The organism is Paenibacillus profundus (genome assembly GCF_021369635.1).
Lineage (GTDB): Bacteria > Bacillota > Bacilli > Paenibacillales > Paenibacillaceae > Paenibacillus_B > Paenibacillus_B profundus.
Window position 1 is genome coordinate 199,809 of record NZ_JAJNBZ010000007.1, and the last position, 21,645, is coordinate 221,453.

At 53.5% G+C, this 21,645-nt stretch carries 2 protein-coding genes; both read left to right on the top strand.

Going from position 1 to position 21,645, the window contains the following annotated elements; all coding sequences use genetic code 11:
- Window positions 1-350: 350 nt before the first annotated feature.
- The gene (locus LQV63_RS12155) at window positions 351-20,225 is read left to right on the top strand and encodes a non-ribosomal peptide synthase/polyketide synthase (protein WP_233696914.1); all 19,875 of its coding nucleotides are present in this window, start codon (window positions 351-353) and stop codon (window positions 20,223-20,225) included.
- A gap of 178 nt (window positions 20,226-20,403) precedes the next feature.
- The coding region (locus LQV63_RS12160; RefSeq protein WP_233696915.1) for an AMP-binding protein at window positions 20,404-21,645 on the top strand (1,242 nt) is incomplete at its 3' end.

Below are 21,645 nucleotides of genomic sequence, written 5' to 3' on the forward strand. Positions count from 1 at the left end.
GCGAATCTCAATCATCTGTTTCCACCAACCATGCGGCTATTTAACACATGTGCCAGATCGGCTTGCCCTGGCCATACACCTTTGATGACCCCAAGAAACGCTATACCTGCCTTTTCGAACCGTATTCAAGCTACCTACTCGCACTATCGCACGGGATATGCCCAAATCTAACCTAACCTAACCAAACCAAATTAAACCTAACCAATCATAAGTGAAATATCCCTCCACTCTATAACGATAACGGTTTTAATCCATTTCTGTACGGAAATGTTTATTTACTCATCCAGAAGATCATTCAAATAGCTGTGTACCTAGACAGTTACGAATATTTCTAATAGGGGAGAGTCCATGTGAACGAAAATCCGAACAAATTATTTCCATTGACGCAGGCGCAGCGAAGAATATGGTATATGGAAATGATGCATCCGAATACCACCGTCTCTACCGTTGCAGGAACTTTAGTCATTCGAGGCGAGGTAGACGCGGCTGTGCTGAAGGAGTCTATCTGCCAAGTAATTACGCAGCACGATGCTTTCCGCATCAGAATCATGACTCAAGACAATCAACCCATTCAGCGGCTCGAGCCCGAATCGGCTATCACTCCGGAAGTAGACTATATGGAATGGGATGACCATTTGGAAGCTAAAGACTGGTTGAATCGTTTCAATCGAATTCCAATCAGTATTTTTGATGATAAATTATATAATTTCACAGTATTTAACGTTAACAATCAAGAGTATTGGATTAACTTAAAAATTAACCATATTATCGCTGATGGCGTAACTTCGCATCTTATAGGCAATAAAATCATGCAAACCTATATGGAGCTTACAAGCGGAACGTTCTCGGCCAATGACAAGAAGAGCTCTTATCTCGATTACACTTATGCGGAGCAGGAATATGAAAAGTCCGATCGCTATCAGAAAGATAAGGCATACTGGCTGGAAAAGTTCCAAACCATGCCCGAGACGACAGGAATTAAACCGTATCCTCCATACTCCATAAGCACCGAGGCGAAAAGAGCGTACGTTGCCCTCACCGGCGAGCGTTACGAACAGCTGAAGGTCTTCAGCGAGCAAAATAACATTAGCCTGTTCACACTATTTTTGGCAACGGTATACATGTTTTTATATAAAACAACCGGAAATTTGGATATTGCTGTGGGGACTGCATACGCGAACCGGACATCAAGGCAAGAAAAAGAAATGTTGGGCATGTTTGTAAGCACAGTCGCGACTCGATTGTCGCTTGATCCCAACCAAGATCTGATTTCCATCCTACATAATGTCTCCAAAGAGCAAAAGACGAATTTGCGTCATCAGAAATATCCGTACAACCAGCTTATTCTGGATTTGAGAAAGGAGCATAAGCACAGCGATATCCAAGATCTCTATGGCGTGTCTGTGGACTATATGCCGATTAAATGGTCCAGCTATGGACAGCTCAGCATTCAGCAGCGGAGCAGTTTTTGCGGTCACGAAGTGGATGACTTGGCGGTTCATGTCGAAGATATGCTGGACGATCAACAGCTTGTCATCAATGTGGATTATCGGATTCAATTGTTCGAAGAGCGTGAAATCACTCGAATTATCGAGCAGATGCTTACCATAGTCGATGGAATTCTGCATAATCCGCAGCAGACGCTGCACGAGCTGACCATGTTGAACAACGAAGAAGCGCGTAAAATATTGACCCAATTCAACGACACGGCCGCAGAGTTCCCTAGGGACAAGACCGTGCACCAATTGTTCGAGGAGCAGGCGGCGCGCACGCCCAATCATGTTGCGGCCGTGTATGAGGATGAGCAGTTGACATACCGGGAATTGAACGAACGGGCCAATCGGCTAGCGCGGACATTGCGAGCCGAGGGCGTGCAGCCGGAGAAATTAGTGGGCATTATGGCAGACCGCTCGCTGGAGATGATTGTGGGCATTCTGGCTATCTTGAAAGCTGGCGGGGCTTATGTGCCAATCGATCCGGAATACCCGGAGGAGCGCATCCGCTATATGCTGGATGATTCGAACGCGCGGGTGCTGTTGGCCCAGCGTCATCTACAGGCACGAATTGCGTTCACCGGTACATGGGTGATTCTTGATGAGAATGCGTTCTACGACGAAGACGGCACCAACCTTGAATCGAACAATGACCCGTCTAATTTGAGCTATGTCATCTACACATCAGGGACGACAGGCAAGCCGAAAGGGGTCATGATCGAGCATAGACAGCTGGTGGCCATGGCACACGCCTGGAAATCCCGGTATCACTTGCATGAGGCGGGCATTCGCTGGTTGCAGTGGGCGAGCTTCTCGTTCGACGTATTCTCGGGAGACATGGTCCGCACGCTCTTGAATGGCGGAGAGCTTATTCTGTGTCCCGGTCACGCGCGGGCGAACCCGGAAGCTATCTGCGAATTGATTCGCAAGCATCGCATCCAGATGTTCGAGTCGACGCCGGCCCTCGTTGTCCCGCTGATGGAATATATATACGACAACAAAATGGACATTCACAGTCTGCAATTGTTAATCATCGGCTCGGATTACTGTCCGGCTGAAGAATTCCAGAAGCTGATGGAACGATTCGGCTCACAAATGCGAATTCTGAATAGCTATGGCGTAACCGAAGCGTGCGTCGATGCCAGTTATTTCGAACAGACGGATTCCGATGCGCTTCGAACGCTGCCGATAGGCAAACCATTACCAGCCGTATCCATGATGGTTCTGGACGATAACCGCTCGTTGCAGCCGATCGGGATAACGGGCGAACTATATATCGGCGGGGCTTGTGTGGGAAGAGGATATTTGAATCGGCCAGATCTGACGGCCGAGAAGTTCGTCGATAATCCATATGCGCCAGGCGAGATGATGTACCGGACGGGCGACTTGGCGCGTTGGTTGCCGGACGGCAATATCGAATATTTGGGGCGGATCGATCATCAGGTGAAGATTCGGGGATACCGCATCGAGATAGGCGAAATTGAATCCCAATTGCTCAAAGCGGAGTCCGTTCGAGAGTCAGTCGTCGTCGCACGGGAGGACGGAAGCGGACAGAAGGTGCTGTGCGCATACTACGTGGCAGACCGCGAGCTCACAGTGAATGAGCTGAGGGGAAAGATGGCGGAAGAACTGCCGGGATACATGATTCCATCGTATTTCATGCAGCTGGAACAGATGCCATTGACGCCGAACGGCAAGGTCGACCGCAAGGGGCTGCCGGCTCTGGAAGGAAGCGCGCATACCGGAACGGAATATGTGGAGCCGAGTTCTGCAGCAGAGAAGATGCTGGCTGCCGTGTGGCAAGCTGTATTGGGCATAGAACGGGTCGGCGCGAGCGAGCATTTCTTCGAGCTTGGCGGCGATTCCATCAAGTCGATTCAAGTGTCTTCCCGATTGCGTCAGGCCGGCTACAAAATGGAAATCCGGGATTTGTTCAAATACCCGACCATTGCGGAGCTGAGTCTGCACATCCAGCCAGCCGGAAGAATGGCCGATCAGAGCGAAGTGGTTGGGAAAGCGGAGCTGACACCGATCCAGCGTTGGTTTTTCGCACAACGGTTCGCCGATCCGCATCACTATAACCAATCGATCATGCTGTACCGCAAGGAAGGCTTCGACGAAGCAGCGATTCGCAAGACGCTGGAGAAGATCGCCGAGCATCACGATGCGTTGCGGATGGTATTCCGCAAGACCGAATCCGGATACGCCGCTTGGAACCGAGGAATCGGAGAAGGCGAGCTATACAGGCTGAATGTGGCGGACTTCCGTAATGAATCGGCTTGCGGGCCGTTGATTGCAGCGCAAGCGAACGAGATTCAAGGCGGGATCGACATCGAGACAGGGCCATTGGTGCGGGCAGGATTGTTCCAATGCGCGGATGGGGATCATTTACTGCTCGTCATTCACCATACTGTCATTGATGGCGTCTCTTGGCGCATTTTACTGGAAGATATCGCGGTTGGTTACGAGCAAGCGTTGAAGGGAGAAGAGGTTCGTCTTCCGAGCAAAACCGATGCTTATCGCACTTGGTCCGAGCGACTGGCCTCTTATGCTGACAGTCAGGCTGTAATCAATGAACGTGCCTATTGGCAGCGTATCACACAGACGGAAATGAATCCTTTGCCTAAGGATTATGAAGCGGATTGCTCCTTGCAGAAGGATAGCGAATCCGTCATCGTCCAATGGAGCCCAGAGGACACAGAGCAGCTATTGAAACACGTTCACAAGGCATATAACACGGAAATGAACGACATTTTGTTGACAGCTCTAGGGACGGCTGTGCAGAGATGGAGCGGCCGCGACCGGGTGCTGGTGAATCTGGAAGGACATGGACGCGAGGCCATCATCACAGACATCGACATCTCACGCACCGTAGGTTGGTTTACAAGCGAGTATCCGGTGCTGCTCGAAATGGAGCAGGCCAAGAGCTTGTCCTACCGGATTAAAAAGGTGAAGGAGGACTTGCGCCAAATCCCGAACAAGGGCATTGGGTATGGCATATGCCGTTATATGTCCGACCACCCGTATGAAGCCTCTTGGGGCGCGAATCCGGAAATCAGCTTTAACTACCTGGGGCAGTTCGATCAGGATTTGCAAAGCAACGGGATGCTCATGTCTCCCTTATCGAGCGGCTTGAATACAAGCGGCAACCAAGCGCGCCAATACGCGCTGGACATCAACGGAATGATTATGGATGGCTCGTTAGTCTTCGATCTAAGCTATGGCAGCAAGGAATATCGAAGGGAGACGATTGAGGATCTTGCCGGGATGCTGCAAGAGATCCTGCGGGAAATCATTGCGCACTGCACTGCGAAGGAGCGGCCGGAATTGACCCCGAGCGATGTCTTGCTGCAGGGACTGAGTGTGGAGGAACTGGAGCAGATCGTGGAACAGACACAGCACATCGGGGACATTGAAAATATGTACAAGTTGACACCGATGCAGAAAGGTATGTGGTTCCACAGCGCCATGGATCGGCAGGCGGGCGCGTATTTTGAACAAACGCGGTTTACCTTGCAAGGGGATCTCGACGTGGATGCCTTCGCCAAGAGCTGGACCGCATTGGCAGCGCGGCATAATGTGTTGCGGACGAATTTCCACAACGGTTGGAAGGGCGAACCGCTGCAAATCGTATACCGCGACAAGCGGATTGGGTTCGCTTATGAAGATGTGAGCGCTCTGAAGCCGGCTAAGCAAAGAGCGCATATCGAGAACGCTGTGAATGAAGACAAGCTGCGCGGGTTTGACTTAGAGCAAGATGAGCTCATGCGGGTGTTAGTGATGCGTACGGCACAAGAGAGCTATCACGTGCTCTGGAGCTCGCATCATATCCTGATGGACGGCTGGTGCTTGCCGCTGGTTGCCAAAGAAGTGTTCGATACGTACTCTGCCTATGTAGGGCATCGGCATCTCGAAAAGACAACGGTACCTGCGTACAGTCAATATATTGAATGGTTGGAACAGCAAGATGAAGAGGCGGCATCCGCGTATTGGTCCGAGTATTTGGCTGGATACGACCAGCATACGGCGCTGCCGCAAGGGAAAGATCAAGGACGAAGCGAAGCATACGCTGCGGAGCACATCGATTGCGAACTGGGCAAAGACTTGAGCCTGCGGCTCAACGAGGCGGCGAAACGGAATTTGGTAACCCTGAGTACGTTGCTGCAAGCAACATGGGGCATCATGTTGCAGAAGTATAACGGAACTGGCGACGTGGTATTCGGCGGTGTCGTATCGGGGAGACCGGCGGACATGCCGGGGATTGAAGAGATGATCGGCCTGTTCATCAACACGATTCCTGTTCGCGTTACCGCCGATGTGGGGGAGAGCTTCGCCGACATCATGTGCAGGCTGCAGGAACAGGCGCTGGCATCCGCCAAGCACGATCACTATCCGCTGTATGAGATTCAGGCGCAGAGCGTGCAGAAGCAAGAACTGATCAATCATATCGTGGTATTCGAGAACTACCCGATGGAAGAGCAAATCGAGCAATTGGAAAGCCTCGACGGCAAAGGGCTGAAATTGAAGGATGTCATGGTAACGGAACAAACGAACTATGACTTCAACCTGGTCATCATGCCCGGGGACGAAATTGTGATTCGTCTGGATTATAACGGAATCGTGTTTGACAGAACGAGTATGGAGCAGTTGAAGGGTCATTTAGTGAACATGCTGGAGCAAATCGCGGCCAACCCGCAAATACCGGTGGGAGAACTGGAATTGGCGACAGCAGCGGAGAAAGCGCAGATTGTAGACGTGTTCAACAATACAGTTGTCGAGTACCCGCGGGAGAAGACGATACATCAATTGTTTGAAGAACGGGAAGAACGAATTCCGGACGCGGTGGCGGTGATATTTGAGGACAAACGGTTGACCTATGCGGAGCTGAATGCTGCTGCCAATCGAATCGCCCGTCTCCTGCGGGATCGAGGTGTAGCACGAGGCACATTGGTTGGCATTTGCGCAGAGAGATCCCTGGAGATGGTGATTGGACTGCTGGGAATCCTCAAAGCCGGCGGGGCATACGTTCCGATCGATCCTTCCTATCCGCAAGAACGGATTAACGCCATGCTGGAAGATACAGCAATCAGCGTGATGCTCACGCAGGCGCATCTGCAGACAAGCGTGCCGAACAGCATTGATTCCGTCTTGCTCGATGCAGCAGCAGAGACGATTCTGGAAGGAAGCTGGCCGAACTTGACAGATACGGCGGCGACCGCGGACGATGTGGCCTACATCATCTATACGTCCGGATCGACAGGAATTCCGAAAGGAGTCTGCGTCACGCATCGAGGGGTGGTCCGGCTCGTTGCCGCTGCCAATTATGTGGACATCAGCAGCAAAGACGTATTTTTGCAAGGCTCGACGATATCGTTCGATGCGGCAACGTTCGAGATCTGGGGCAGCTTGCTGAATGGAGCTGCGTTGGCTGTGTTGCCTCCGGGCAATGTATCGTTGACCGAATGGACACGGGCCATTCAACAGCATCAAGTGACGATCCTATGGTTAACGGCAGGACTGTTCCACGTCATGGTCGACAACCAGCTCCAAGCCTTGCAGGGAGTCCAACAATTGTTGGTGGGCGGCGATGTCGTCTCCAAGACGCATGCCACAAAGGTTCTGGAGCGGTATAACGGAATTCGGCTAATCAATGGATATGGTCCGACGGAAAATACGACCTTCACTTGCTGCCACGAGATTTCCGCAGCCGATATGGAGCGGCCGTCCATTCCAATCGGGCGTCCAATCGGCAATACGCAAGCATATGTGCTGGATGGAGCGGGCAAGCTGCTTCCGGCAGGCGTGATTGGCGAGCTGTATACAGGCGGAGACGGACTGGCCCAAGGTTACTTGAACCGTCCGGATCTGACGGCAGAGAAGTTCGTAGACAGCCCTATCGTGCCGGCAACACGGCTATACCGCACAGGCGACTTGGCGAGATGGCTGCCGGATGGAACAATCGAATACGTGGGACGAATCGATGATCAAGTGAAAATCCGCGGTTACCGGATTGAGCTTGGCGAGGTGGAAGCGCATCTGCTGAAAGTGGAGCCGGTTCAGAGTGCTGCCGTGATCGCACGGAAGGACGAAAGCGGCCAGAATATGTTGTGCGCGTATTATGCAGCGGATAAAGAGCTTACGGCAAGCGAGTTGAGATCGGCTTTGTCGCAAGAACTGCCGGGATACATGATCCCGACACACTTTGTGCAGGTGGAGCGGATGCCGCTGACGCCGAACGGAAAGGTCGATCGCAAAGCGCTGCCGGAGCCGGAAGGCCGCATCATGACCGGAATAGAGCATGTCGCGCCGCGGACACCGCTGGAATCCAAGCTGGCGCATATCTGGCAAGAAGTGCTCGGACTTGAGAAGGTCAGCGTGAAGGACAGTTTCTTCGAGCTTGGCGGACACTCTTTACGTGCAACGACGCTGGTAAGCAAGCTTCAACAGGAGCTGCATGTGAGCATGCCGCTGCGCGAGGTGTTCCGCTTCCCGACTATTGAAGAGCAGGCGCAAGTGATTGGCGGGATGGAGCAAGAGGAATACAGAGCGATCCCTCAGGTCGGCGAAAGAGAATGCTATCCAGTGTCTTCGGCCCAGAAGCGGCTATATATTTTGCATCAATTGGAGGGCGCCGAACAGACCTATAACATGCCGGGCGTGATGACGCTCGCAGGACCGCTTGATCGGGAGCGGCTCGAAACAGCGTTCCATAAGCTGATTTCGCGTCATGAGACGCTGCGCACCGGCTTCGAGATGGTGGATGGCGTACCTGTGCAGCGGGTATACGGAGAAGTGGATTTTGCGGTGGAGTATGCGCAGGCAAGTGAAGAAGCAGCCGATGAAGCCGTTCATGCTTTCATCCGCGCGTTTGATTTGCAGAAGCCTCCGCTCTTGCGAATCGGTCTGATCGAGCTTGCGAAGGAGCGCCATCTCCTGATGTTCGACATGCACCACATCATATCCGACGGGGCCTCGATCGGGATTCTGATCGAAGAGTTCGTCCGGTTGTACCGTGGAGAAGAGATCTCGCCTTTACGTATTCAATATAAGGATTATGCCGCCTGGCTGCAGTCTGAAGCGCAGCAGGATTGGTCGAAACAGCAGGAAGCCTATTGGCTGGATGCGCTGCGCGGGGAACTGCCGGTCTTGGAATTGCCGACGGACTATGCGCGGCCTCTGTTCCGGAGCTATGAAGGCAATACGTTCGAGTTCACGATACAGCGGCACGAGGCGGAGCGCTTGCGGCAGCTAGCTGCTGAGTCCGGAGCTACATTATATATGGTGCTGTTGGCACTTTATACGACCATGCTGTATAAATACACGGGGCAAGAAGACATCATCGTGGGGATGCCGATCGCAGGCAGAACGCATGGAGATCTGCAGCCGCTCATCGGAATGTTTGTCAACACACTGCCCATTCGCAGCTATCCTGCCGGGGAGAAGACATTCTTGTCCTTTTTGGAGGAAGTCAAAGACACAACGATGCGGGCCTATGAGCATCAGGATTATCCATTTGAAGAACTGGTGGAAAATGTGCGGGTGCCGCGGGACGCAAGCCGCAATCCGTTGTTCGATACGGTCTTCGTCCTGCAGAATACGGAGCAGGGAACGTTCGATATCGATGGGCTGCAGCTGTTGCCGCATCCGGCAGAACATCTTGTCGCGAAGTTCGACCTGACCTTCCACATCGAAGAAGAAGAGGAAGGGCTGGCATGCAGCATCGAATACGCCACCGCCTTGTTCCAGCGGGAAACGGTCGCACGGATGGCACAGCACTTCCGCCAGTTGGTTGAAGCCGTCACTGGCGAGCCGATGGACCGGTTAGATCGGTTGGAGATGTTGACGGCAGAAGAGAAGGTTCAGCTTGTGGATCGGTTCAATGATACGGGAGCGGACTATCCACGGGAGAAGACGATTCACCTGCTGTTCGAAGAACAAGCGGAACGTACCCCGGATGCAGTGGCCGTAATTTTCGAGAATGCTCAGTTAACTTATCGGGAGCTGAACGAACGTGCCAATCGCTTGGCGCATACGCTCCGGGCAAAAGACGTGCAGACGGATAGCTTGGTGGGCATTATGGCCGAGCGTTCACCAGAAATGATAGTCGGTATTCTGGCGATTTTAAAAGCCGGCGGAGCTTATGTGCCAATTGATCCGGAATATCCGGAAGAGCGGATTCGCTACATGCTGGACGATTCTGGAGCGCAGGTGCTGCTGCTTCCGCATGATCTGCGGGACAAAGTTGGCTTTGATGGGACAGTCGTGATGCTTGATGACGAGCAATCCTATGTTGAAGACAGCTCTAATCCAGCAACGGCCAGCAAGCCGTCCGATTTGGCTTATGTCATCTACACCTCTGGTACAACGGGCAAGCCGAAAGGGACATTGATTGAACATAAAAATGTCGTGCGCTTATTGTTCAACAGCAAAAATCTGTTCGACTTCAATTCGGCGGATACGTGGACATTGTTCCACTCCTTCTGCTTTGATTTCTCGGTCTGGGAGATGTATGGGGCGCTGTTATACGGAGGCAGATTGGTGGTCGTGCCGCAATTGACCGCCAAAAATCCGGCACAGTTCCTGGAACTGCTTCACGAGCAGCAAGTGACCATATTGAACCAGACACCGACTTATTTTTATCAGCTGCTGCGGGAAGCGCTGGCAGAGCCCGGACAAGAACTGAAAGTAAGAAAAGTCATTTTCGGAGGAGAAGCATTAAATCCGCAGCTGCTGAAAGATTGGAAAACGAAATATCCGCATACCCAGTTAATCAATATGTATGGAATAACGGAAACGACGGTCCATGTCACTTATAAAGAAATTACTCAAGTGGAAATCGAGCAAGCGAAAAGCAATATCGGGCGCCCGATCCCGACCTTGAAGGTATATGTGCTGGATGCGAATCGCCAATGCGTGCCTGTGGGTGTAGCTGGAGAGATGTATGTAGCGGGCGATGGCTTGGCGCGCGGTTATCTGCACCGTCCAGAACTGACGGCTGACAAGTTCGTGGATAGTCCTTTCGAGTCAGGCGGACGTATGTACAGAACGGGCGATTTGGCCCGCTGGCTGCCGGATGGCAATATCGAATATTTGGGACGGATCGATCATCAGGTGAAGATTCGCGGCTACCGGATCGAGCTCGGCGAAGTGGAAGCGCAATTGACGAAGGTGGATCTTGTTCGGGAGGCCATCGTCATCGCACGGGAAGACGGACACGGGGAGAAGCAGTTATGCGCGTACTTCGTGGCCGCCCGTGAGCTTACGGTGGGCGAATTGAGGCAAGAACTGTCGCATGCGTTACCAGCCTATATGATTCCCGCATATTTCGTGCAATTGGAGCGGATGCCGCTGACGCCTAATGGGAAAATCGACCGCAAAGCGCTGCCGGCTCCGGGAGACAGCGTAAATACCGGCACGGAATATATAGCGCCGCGGACCCCATTGGAGTCCGACTTGACGCGTATCTGGCAAGATGTGCTTGGACTGGAAAGCATCGGCGTCAAAGACAATTTCTTTGAGCTTGGCGGCCATTCCTTGCGTGCGACCACGTTGGTGAACAAGGTGCACCAAGAGATGAATGTTAATCTGCCGTTGCGGGACGTCTTCCGCTTCTCGACGATAGAGGAGATGGCTTGCGCGATTGCAGAGATGGAACAACGCACATATATGTCCATACCAGCGATTGAAATAAGAGACTATTACCCGGTATCCTCTGCGCAGAAGAGGCTGTATATTCTCCACCAGATTGAGGGGGCCGAGCAAGGCTACAATATGCCGGGCGTACTGCTCCTTGAAGGAATGCTCGATCAGGAGAAATTCGAAGAAGCGTTCCGCGGGCTCGTAGCGCGTCATGAAACATTGCGCACTGGCTTTGAAATGGTTAATGGAGAACCGGTGCAGCGAGTATATGAGAAAGTGGATTTTGCAGTGGAATACCGGCAGGCGGATGAGGAAGAAGTAGAGGCGTTCCTGCGGGAATTCGTACGCACGTTCGACTTGGAGAAGCCGCCGTTGCTGCGAATAGGCTTACTCGAATTGGCGAAGGAGCGTCATGTGCTCTTGTATGATATGCACCACATCATTTCCGACGGCGTTTCGATGGGGATCGTAGTGGAAGAGTTCGTCCGTTTGTACGCCGGAGCAGCGTTGGAGCCGCTGCGTATCCAGTACAAGGATTACGCCGCATGGCAGCTGTCCGAAGCGCAGCAGGATTGGATGAAGCGGCAGGAAGGATACTGGCGGGACGTGTTCCGCGGAGAACTTCCGGTATTGGAAATGCCGACGGATTATGTGCGTCCTGCCGTGCAACAGTATGCTGGCAGCACGCTTTCATTCGACATCGATCCACAAATGAGCGAAGGATTGCGCCGGATTGCGGCCGACACCGGGACAACGCTGTACATGGTGCTGCTCGCAGCCTATACCATACTGCTTCATAAGTATACGGGCCAAGAGGATGTCATCGTGGGCACGCCAATTGCGGGAAGAACCCATGGGGATCTGCAGCCGCTCATCGGGATGTTCGTCAACACGCTTGCTATTCGCAATTATCCGGCAGGGGAGAAAACATTCCGCTCCTATCTGGCGGAAGTCAAGGAAACGACCTTGGGGGCCTATGAACACCAGAACTATCCGTTTGAAGAATTGGTGGACAAGTTGCAGGTCGCGAGAGATTTAAGCCGTAATCCGCTGTTCGACACTATGTTCGCTTTGAATAATACGGAGCCCGAGACTTTCCCTCTCGAAGGACTGCGGCTGACGCCGTATCCTAGCGAATACACGATGTCCAAATTTGATTTGAGCTTGGATGTATCGGAAAAAAATGACAGGCTGGAATGCAGTCTGGAATATGCGACTGCCTTGTATAAACCAGACACGGCAGAACGTATGGCGCAGCACTTCCAACAATTAATCGATTCCATTGTGGACCAGCCGGAGGCGAAGCTGGCTTCGCTCGGCATGCTCACGGAAGTGGAGAAGGATCAGATTCAACATGTGTTTAACGGAGCGGAGGCAGGGCAATCGCAGGAGAAAACGGTGCCTGAATTGTTCGAGGAGCAGGTGGAGCGCACGCCGGATCGGATTGCGGTCGTGCACGAGGACAAGCAGCTGACGTACCGGGAGCTGAACGAACGGGCGAATCGGCTGGCGCGCACGCTGCGGGCAGAGGGCGTGGAGCCTGAACAGCTGGTCGGCATCATGGCCGATCGCTCGCTGGAGATGATCGTGGGCATTATGGCCATCTTGAAATCCGGCGGAGCCTATGTGCCAATCGACCCGAAATATCCGGAGGATCGCATTCGCTACATGCTGGACGATTCGCACGCGCAGGTACTGCTGGCCCAGCGTCATCTGCAAGCAAGCGCAGCGTTTGCCGGGACATGGGTGATTCTGGACGAAGAAGCGTTCTATCATGAAGACGGCACCAACTTGAAGCCGCTCAATGAGCCGGCGCATTTATCGTATGTCATCTACACATCAGGAACGACGGGCAATCCGAAAGGCGTCATGATCGAGCACAGACAACTAGTGGCCATAGCTGACGCCTGGAAACGCGAATATCGCCTGGAGGAGGAAGGTATCCGCTGGCTGCAGTGGGCCAGCTTCTCGTTTGACGTGTTCTCGGGGGATATGGTCCGCACGCTCCTGTATGGTGGAGAGCTTATTCTGTGTCCGGAGGAGGCGCGGGCGAACCCGGCGGCTATCACGGAGTTGATTCGCAAGTATCAGATACAGATGTTCGAATCGACACCGGCCCTCGTCATCCCGTTCATGGATTATGTGTACGACAACGACTTGGACATCAGCAGCCTGAAGATGTTAATTGTGGGTTCGGACCACTGCCCGGCGGCAGAATTCCATAAGCTGACCGAGCGCTGCGGTTCACACATGCGAATACTGAATAGCTATGGCGTGACCGAAGCTTGCGTCGATGCTTGCTACTATGAACGGACAACGCCGGATGCGCTGCGGACGTTGCCGATTGGCAAGCCCCTTCCGGCTGTAACGATGTATATTTTGGATGATAACTGCTCGCTGCAGCCTATCGGTCTCACGGGTGAATTATATATCGGCGGAGCCGGCGTCGGCCGCGGCTATCTGAATCGACCGGACTTGACCGCCGAGAAATTCGTGGACGATCCGTTCAAGCCGGGAGCGCGGATGTACCGGACGGGCGACTTGGCCCGCTGGCTGCCGGACGGCAATATCGAATATGCGGGCCGGATCGACCATCAAGTGAAGATTCGAGGGTATCGTATCGAGATTGGCGAAGTGGAGTCCCAGCTGCTGGCAGCGGCAGGCGTCCGCGAAGCGGCCGTCGTCGCGCGGGAGGATGGAAGCGGACAGAAGGTGCTGTGCGCGTACTTCGTTGCAGACAGCTCTCTAACGGTAGGCGAACTGAGAGCATCAATGGCCCAACAATTGCCAGGCTATATGATTCCTGCGCATTTTGTGCAATTGGAGCGCATGCCGTTGACTCCGAACGGCAAAGTTGATCGCAAGGGACTGCCGGCTCCAGAAGGAAATGCGTATACCGGAGCAGAGTATGTCGCGCCGCGGACCGAGGCAGAGAAGACGCTGGCAGCCGTGTGGCAGGTTGTATTGGGTGCAGAGCAGGTTGGATTGATGGATCACTTCTTCGAACTGGGCGGCGATTCCATCAAATCGATTCAAGTGTCTTCCCGGCTGCATCAGGCCGGTTACAAGCTGGAGATACGCGACATGTTTAAATATCCGACTATCGCGGAGCTCAGTCCGCATCTTCAGCCGATTGGCAGGAAAGCCGACCAGGGCGCAGTGACAGGCGAGGCGGCGCTGACGCCGATTCAACACTGGTTCTTCGGGCAGCGGTTCGCCGACCCGCATCACTATAACCAATCGATCATGCTATACCGGAAGGAAGGCTTCGACGAAGCGGCGATTCGCAAGACGCTGGAGAAGATCGCCGAACATCACGATGCGCTGCGGATGGTATTCCGCAAGACGGAGCACGGGTATGCGGCATGGAACAGAGGGATCGGAGAAGGCGAGCTCTACAGCCTCAACGTGGCGGACTTCACGAATGATCCGGCGTGCTACCGGGCGATCGAAGCCAAGGCGAACGAGATACAGAGCGGTATTAATTTGCAAGCCGGGCCACTGCTCAGAGCGGGGTTATTCACTTGCGCACACGGGCATCATTTGTTAATCGTCATTCACCATGCTGTTACCGACGGAGTCTCATGGCGGATCTTGCTGGAGGATATCGCGGCAGGTTACGAGCAGGCGCTGAAGGGAGAAGCGATCCGCCTGCCGGAGAAGACGGACTCCTATCTGACCTGGTCCGAGCAGTTGAGAGGATACGCGCAGAGTCCGGCCATGGAGCATGAACGAGCGTATTGGCAGCGTATCGCACATACGAACACGAAGCCTTTGCCAAAAGATCGGACAGTGAATGTTTCTTTGCAACGGGATAGTGAATCTGTCAGCGTCCAATGGAGCCGGGAGGATACAGAGCAGCTGTTGAAGCACGTCCACCGGGCATACAACACCGACATGAACGACATTCTGTTGACGGCGCTGGGAATGGCCATACAGCAATGGAGCGGCCGCGATCGCATGCTGGTGAATCTGGAAGGACACGGCCGCGAGTCCATCATGGCGGACGTCGATATCTCGCGCACGGTGGGCTGGTTTACGAGCGAGTATCCAGTGCTGCTTGAGTTGGAGCCGGACAAGAGCTTGTCCCATTGCATCAAAAAGGTGAAGGAGGACTTGCGCCAAATTCCGCACAAGGGGATCGGGTATGGCATCTGCCGATATCTGTCTGGAACGATGGAAGACGCGGCGTGGGGCACAGCACCCGAAATCAGCTTCAACTACTTGGGGCAGTTCGATGAAGATCTGAACAGCAACGGGATGGAGATGTCTCCGTATTCGAGCGGCACGGATGCAAGTGGCAAGCAAGTGCGCCAATACGCATTGGACATCAACGGAGGCATTGCGGACGGAGCGTTGTCCTTTGACCTGAGCTACAGCCGGAAGGAATATCGCAGGGAGACAATGGAGGATCTGGCCGGGCGGCTGCGCGAGAGCTTGCAGGAGATTATCGCACACTGTGCAGCGAAAGAGCGCGCGGAACTGACGCCGAGCGACGTGCTGTTGCAGGGACTGAGTGTGGAGGAACTGGAGCGGATTGCGGAGCAAACGCGGCACGTCGGCGAGATTGAAAATATATATGTATTGACGCCGATGCAAAAGGGTATGTGGTTCCACAACGCTATCGATCAACAGGCGGGCGCTTATTTCGAGCAAACCCGATTCACCTTACAGGGAGTACTCGATGCGGATGTATTCGCCAAGAGTCTGAACGCATTGGCCAAGCGCCATACGGTACTGCGGACGAATTTCTATAGCGGCTGGAACGGCGAACCACTGCAAATTGTGTACCGGGACAAGCGGATTGCATTCGTTTATGAAGATCTAAGCCATCTGCCAGCAGCCGAGCAGACTGCACATATCGAGCACGCCGCAAGGGAAGACAAGCTGAAGGGATTTGATTTGGAGCGGGATGCGTTGGTGCGGGTAGCGCTGATGCGCACGGGAGCAGCAAGCTGCCGCGTGCTCTGGAGCTCCCACCACATTCTGATGGATGGCTGGTGCTTGCCGCAGCTTACGCAAGAGCTGTTCGACACATATAGCGCCTACATGAGGCAGCATCATGATGAACAGACACTGCCAGCGTACAGTCAGTCATCATACAGCCAGTATATCGAGTGGTTGGAGCAACAGGACGAGGAAGCCGCAGCTGGGTATTGGAGCGAATACTTGGCAGGGTACGACCAACAGACGGCGCTGCCGCAAGGGAAGACGCAAGAGCGAGACGAAACATACGTACTGGAGCATGTCGTGTGCGAACTTGGCAAGACCTTGACAGGGCGGATGAGCCAGGCGGCCAAGCAGCATTCAGTGACGCTGAATACCCTGCTGCAGGCGGCATGGGGCATCATCCTGCAGAAGTACAACGGCACAGACGATGTGGTGTTCGGCGGGGTCGTCTCGGGCAGACCGGCGGCAATTCCGGGCATTGAAACGATGATCGGGCTGTTCATCAACACGATTCCGGTGCGCGTCGCTTGCGCAGCGGAGACGAGCTTTGCCGAGGTGATGGGACGGCTGCAGGAGCAGGCATTGGAGTCTGGTCGATACGATTATTACCCGTTATATGAGATACAGGCACAGTGTGCGCAAAAGCAGGAGTTAATATCCCATATTATGGTGTTCGAGAACTATCCGGTGGACGAGCAGATGGAGCAAACCGGAAGCAAGGACAGCGGAAGGCTGAGCATCACGGACGTCGAAGTGGCAGAACAAACGAACTATGATTTCAATCTGATGGTCATGCCGGGCGAAGAACTCGTTATTCGTTTCGACTACAACGGAAGCGTGTTCGACAGGACGAGCATGGAGCGGTTGAAGGGGCATCTGGTGCATGTGCTTGAGCAAATTACGGCCAACCCGCAAATATCAGTGGGAGAACTGGAGCTGACGACAGCAGCGGAGAAAGTGGAAATTGTAGATGTGTTCAACGATACGTCGGCGGATTATCCGCGGGAGAAGACGATCCATCAGATGTTCGAAGAACAGGTTGAACAAGCTCCAGATGCGGTGGCGGTCATGTTCGAGCAGGAACGGCTGACGTACCGGGAACTGAACGAGCGTGTGAACTCCTTGGCCCGGACGCTGCGAGCGCAAGGCGTCCAACCGGATCAGCGTGTCGGCATTATGGTCGAGCGCTCGTTGGAGATGATGGTCGGCATCATGGCGATTTTGAAGGCTGGCGGAGCATATGTGCCGATTGCTCCGGATTATCCAGAGGAGCGCATTCACTACATGCTGGAAGATTCGGGAGCGAAGGTGCTCTTGCTGCAGGGCCGATCAAGAGAAAGCGTGTCCTTTGCAGGCCGCATCGTCAATCTGGACGATGAGAGCTCCTACGCCGAAGATGGATCGAATCTGGAATGGGTCAATCAGGCAAGCGATGCTGCTTATGTCATCTATACGTCGGGGACGACGGGCAAACCGAAGGGGGTTCTGGTGGAGCACGGTTCTGTCATCAACCGCTTGCTGTGGATGCAGAAGCAATATCCAATCAACGCCAACGATACGATTATGCAGAAGACGGCGATCACATTTGACGTCTCCGTCTGGGAGTTGTTCTGGTGGGCCTTCGTCGGTTCCAAAGTGTGCCTGCTGCCGGTCGGCGGGGAGAAGAACCCGGCCGTCATTCTGGATACGATCGCGCAGCAGCATATCAGCACGATGCATTTTGTGCCGTCCATGCTGCATGCCTTCCTCGAATATGTCGAGGAGCAGCCGATTGCGGAACGGGAGCGCAGCTTAGCGGCACTCTCGCGGGTGTTCGCAAGCGGCGAGGCGCTGACCCTCTCGCAAGTCGAGAGATTCGAGCGTTGCATTGCGCCGGCGAGTGGAGCGCGCCTGATCAATCTGTACGGGCCGACGGAAGCGACCGTAGACGTGACGTACTATGATTGCGAGGCTGGGCAGCCATATACGAGCGTGCCGATTGGAAAGCCGATTGACAATACGCAAATTTATATCGTCAATCGTCAAGATCAACTGCAGCCGATTGGCGTAGCTGGAGAATTATGCATCGCGGGTGTGGGCTTGGCGCGAGGTTACTTGAAGCGTCCGGAGCTGACGGCCGAGAAATTCGTGACGATTCCGTTCATGCCGGGCGCGCGGATGTACCGGACGGGCGACTTAGCCCGCTGGCTGCCGGATGGCAGCATTGAATATTTGGGCCGGATCGACCATCAGGTGAAGATCCGGGGGTATCGTATCGAGCTTGGCGAGATCGAGGCCCAGCTGCTGCAAGTGGCAGCCATACGGGAAGTGGTCGTCGTCGCAAGGGAAGATGAGAGCGGGCAGAAGGCATTGTGCGCCTACTTCGCCGCAGATAGCGAATTGCCGGTAAGCGAGCTGAGATCAGCGTTGGCTGTAGAATTGCCGGGCTACATGATTCCGTCGTACTTCGTGCAGTTGGAGCGACTGCCGTTGTCAGCGAACGGGAAGCTCGACCGCAAGGCGCTTCCGGCTCCGGGAGGAAGCATGCGCAGCGGCAAGGAACATGTTGCGCCGCGCTCGCTGCTGGAAGTGAAGCTGGTGCGAATCTGGCAAGAAGTGCTCGGACTGGAGCATGTCAGCGTGAAGGACGACTTCTTCGAACTCGGGGGACATTCCTTGCGCGCCACTACCTTGGTTAGCAAGCTGCATAAAGAACTGAATATCAATCTGCCGTTGAGAGACGTGTTCCGCTATTCGATTCTCGAAGACATGGCACTCGCTATCAACAGAATGGAGCAACGGGAGTTCCAGGCCATTCCGCAGGCCGAAGCAAGCGAGTATTATCCGCTGTCTTCCGCACAGAAACGGTTGTACATCTTGCAGCAGCTGGAAGGGGCCGAACTAAGCTACAACATGCCGGGAGCGATGTCGCTCAGAGGGCAACTGGACCGGAATCGATTCGAGGCAGCGTTCCGCGGATTAATCGCGCGACATGAAGTGTTCCGCACCAGCTTCGAGATGGAGGACGGCGAGCCGATGCAGCGCGTTCATCGGGATGCGGCATTTGCGGTGGAGTATATGCAGGCAAGCGAAGAAGAGGTTGAAGCAATCGCGGGCCAATTCATCCGGACCTTTGATTTGGAGCAGCCTTCCTTGCTGCGTGTCGGTCTGATTGAATTGGACCGGATACATCATATTCTGTTGTTTGACATGCATCACATCATCTCCGATGGAGTCTCCATGGGCATATTGGTGGAGGAATTTGCCCGCTTGTATAGCGGGGAAGAGCTGCCGCCGCTGCGCATCCAATACAAGGACTATGCCGCATGGCAGCAATCAGAGGTGCATAGTGAACGGATAAAACAACAGGAAGCGTATTGGCTTGACGCCTTGGATGGCGAGCTTCCGCAGTTGGAATTGCCAACCGATTTTGCAAGACCGGCTCATAAGAGCCATGAAGGAGACACCCTTGATTTTGTAATGGATTCGCACATGAGCGAGGGGCTGCAGCGGCTCGCCGAGCATACCGGCACGACGCTGTACATGGTGTTATTGGCAGCCTATACGATTTTGCTGCATAAATACTCGGATCAAGAAGATATCATCGTGGGCACTCCGATCGCGGGAAGAACGCATGCGGATGTGGAGCCACTCATCGGGATGTTCGTTAACTCGCTTGCGATGCGCAGCTATCCGTGCGGGGAGAAGTCATTCCTCTCCTATCTGGAGGAGGTTAAGGAAATGACCTTGGCGGCTTACGAGAATCAGGATTATCCGTTTGCGGAGCTTGTGGAGCGCGTGCAGGCCGTTTGGAGCCCAAGCAGAAATCCGCTGTTTGACACCATGTTCGTCTTGCAAAATACAGAAAACCGGAGCGTTCGCTTCGATGAGCTGACCGTAGAACCGTATACGCAACATCACTACGCCGCCAAATTCGATCTGACGCTTGAGATTGCGCTGGAAGACGGTGAAATGAGCGGGCAATTTGAATATTGTACCCGATTGTTTACAACAAACATGGTTGACAACTTTGCCGAGGATCTGTTGTCTATCTTGGCTCAGATCTGTGAGCAGCCTGCTATCCGCTTAGGTGACATTCACTTACACGGCAATGCAGAGGAAGATGAAGAGGCGTCCTTAGCAGAAATCGATTTTGTGTTCTAATCTTCTGTTCACCGGTTGCGAGTGTGCGCTATCGCTTATGTAGAAGAGATCGTTCTTGCAACCTTCTCGGTGCTGAAAAGTGGTCTTTTGAACACGCACTTATAGCAATAGCACACACTCCGGTGGATAGGAGCGGCAATAGCTTGGTTGTACCCCATTGAGAGAGGAGAAGATGAACTTGGCATTTGAAAAGGAAACCGATTTTTGGAATGCGCAATTCGATGCTGAAGATAGTCCTGCGATCCTGCCTTACTCCACAGCTTCAATCAGCGCTGCAGCTCGCGATCATTCCAATTCCATCAGCTTATCTGCCGACGTATCGCAACGAATTAGTCATATGAGCAGAGGTTCCCATCTGGCCGAATACATGATCTTACTGGCAGGCATCCAATGCTTGCTTTACAAATATACAGGTGAAGAGAGTGTCATCGTAGGCATGCCCATCGTTAGAAAGTCCAAGGACACACGGCGGCCTATCAACAATGCGGTGATTCTCAAAAATAAGCTAGGTGCAAACCGTACCTTTAAATCGTTGTTGACCGAATTGAAAACTACGCTTACCGCAGCAATCAATCATCAGAACATCCCTTTTCGGAAGATGACGGAGCATTTGCATTTAGAAGCTGTAAATGGAGTTCCTGTCGTAAATACGATGGTTTCCATGAAAGAAATACATACCGTTGAATTCAGTCAGAGTGTAGTCTCCGATATCCTATTCCAATTTGAATGGGAACAAGATGTGATTTCATTACATGTGACCTATAACGAAAATCGATACGATAAACCATTCATTACGCAAATAATGAACCATGTTAACTCTTTATTTGCCGACGTTTTATATAACCCGGAAAGAGAGCTGCAAGACGTGAACCTGCTATCAGAGCAGGAGACGGCTCAGCTTCTTTATGAATTCAACGATACAGCAGCAGACTACCCGCGGGATAAGACGATACACCAATTGTTTGAAGAGCAGGAGGAACAAACTCCGGACGCGGTGGCGGTGCTATTCGAGGACAAACGGCTGACCTATGCGGAGCTGAATGCCGCCGCCAATCGCATTGCCCATCTCCTGCGGGAACGAGGAGTAGCACGGGGCACTTTAGTTGGCATTTGTGTAGAGAGATCGCTGGAGATGGCGATTGGACTGCTGGGAATCCTCAAAGCCGGCGGGGCATACGTTCCGATCGATCCTTCCTATCCGCAAGAACGGATTAACGCCATGCTGGAAGATACAGCAATCAGCGTGATGCTCACGCAGGCGCATCTGCAGACAAGCGTGCCGAACAGCATCGATTCTGTCTTGCTCGATGCAGCAGCAGAGACGATTCTGGAAGAAAGCTGGCCGAACTTGACGGATGCGGCAGGGACCGCGGACGATGTGGCCTACATCATCTATACATCTGGATCGACGGGAATTCCG